Below are 729 nucleotides of genomic sequence, written 5' to 3' on the forward strand. Positions count from 1 at the left end.
CCGCCGACAAAGGCTTCGATGCGCTCGAAACGCTTTATGCCCAAAAGATTGTTCCGGTATCTTCTGGATGAAACATTCACCTGAACTCTCCCTTTTCAGACTTTCCTTCCAGACCAATCCGTATTTTAAACAGTTTTACAAGTTCAGGCCGAGAATTGAAACTCTTAATTCTTCACTCACGAGATGGTTCCATCTTAAAAATGTGCTCTATTTCCCAAACATCGGTGCTTACGATAGATTCAACCTGAAACTTATTTCAAAAGCGATTAGCCATTATACTTTCGAATCTAATGTTTCTTTCCTGAAAAGACTGAAAGGAGAAACTCATGACAGAAAACGTATTTGTTTAGCCAAATTTGCTTTTCAAAGATCTTGAACGTATTCAGATCTAATCTCAACCGCAATGTCTGAATGCATCTGATCCTGCAACTGACCTTCTCTACCTTCCTCTGTTTTTAAAAGACCATGTCTTTGGGTTTGGGGTAAGTATAATCTAAATTGAATTCATTCTATAATTTTTGACTTCATAAATTAAGTAAAAATGCTTTAATATCACTCTCTTTGATCTCATTAACGTTCAGATTCGCCATTTTAAGTGTGAGTACAACCTTTGCAACAAAATCAAGCGTTTCCAGTTTTTCATAAACTGACTTTATATTCTTTCCTATAACGGTTACCCCGTGATTTTGAAGGATGAACACATCTCTTCCGGCTTTTAATTCCGGCGTA

Annotated in this window: 1 protein-coding gene; it reads right to left on the bottom strand. The window is 36.9% G+C overall.

The annotated features are described in order from the left end of the window. Positions 1 to 524: 524 nt before the first annotated feature. Positions 525 to 729: class II aldolase/adducin family protein (locus tag ACP5SP_RS08040; RefSeq protein ID WP_428076560.1), on the bottom strand; the 205-nt coding region annotated here is incomplete at its 5' end.

Source organism: Caldisericum sp., assembly GCF_049967455.1.
GTDB classification, from domain to species: Bacteria; Caldisericota; Caldisericia; order Caldisericales; family Caldisericaceae; genus Caldisericum; species Caldisericum exile_A.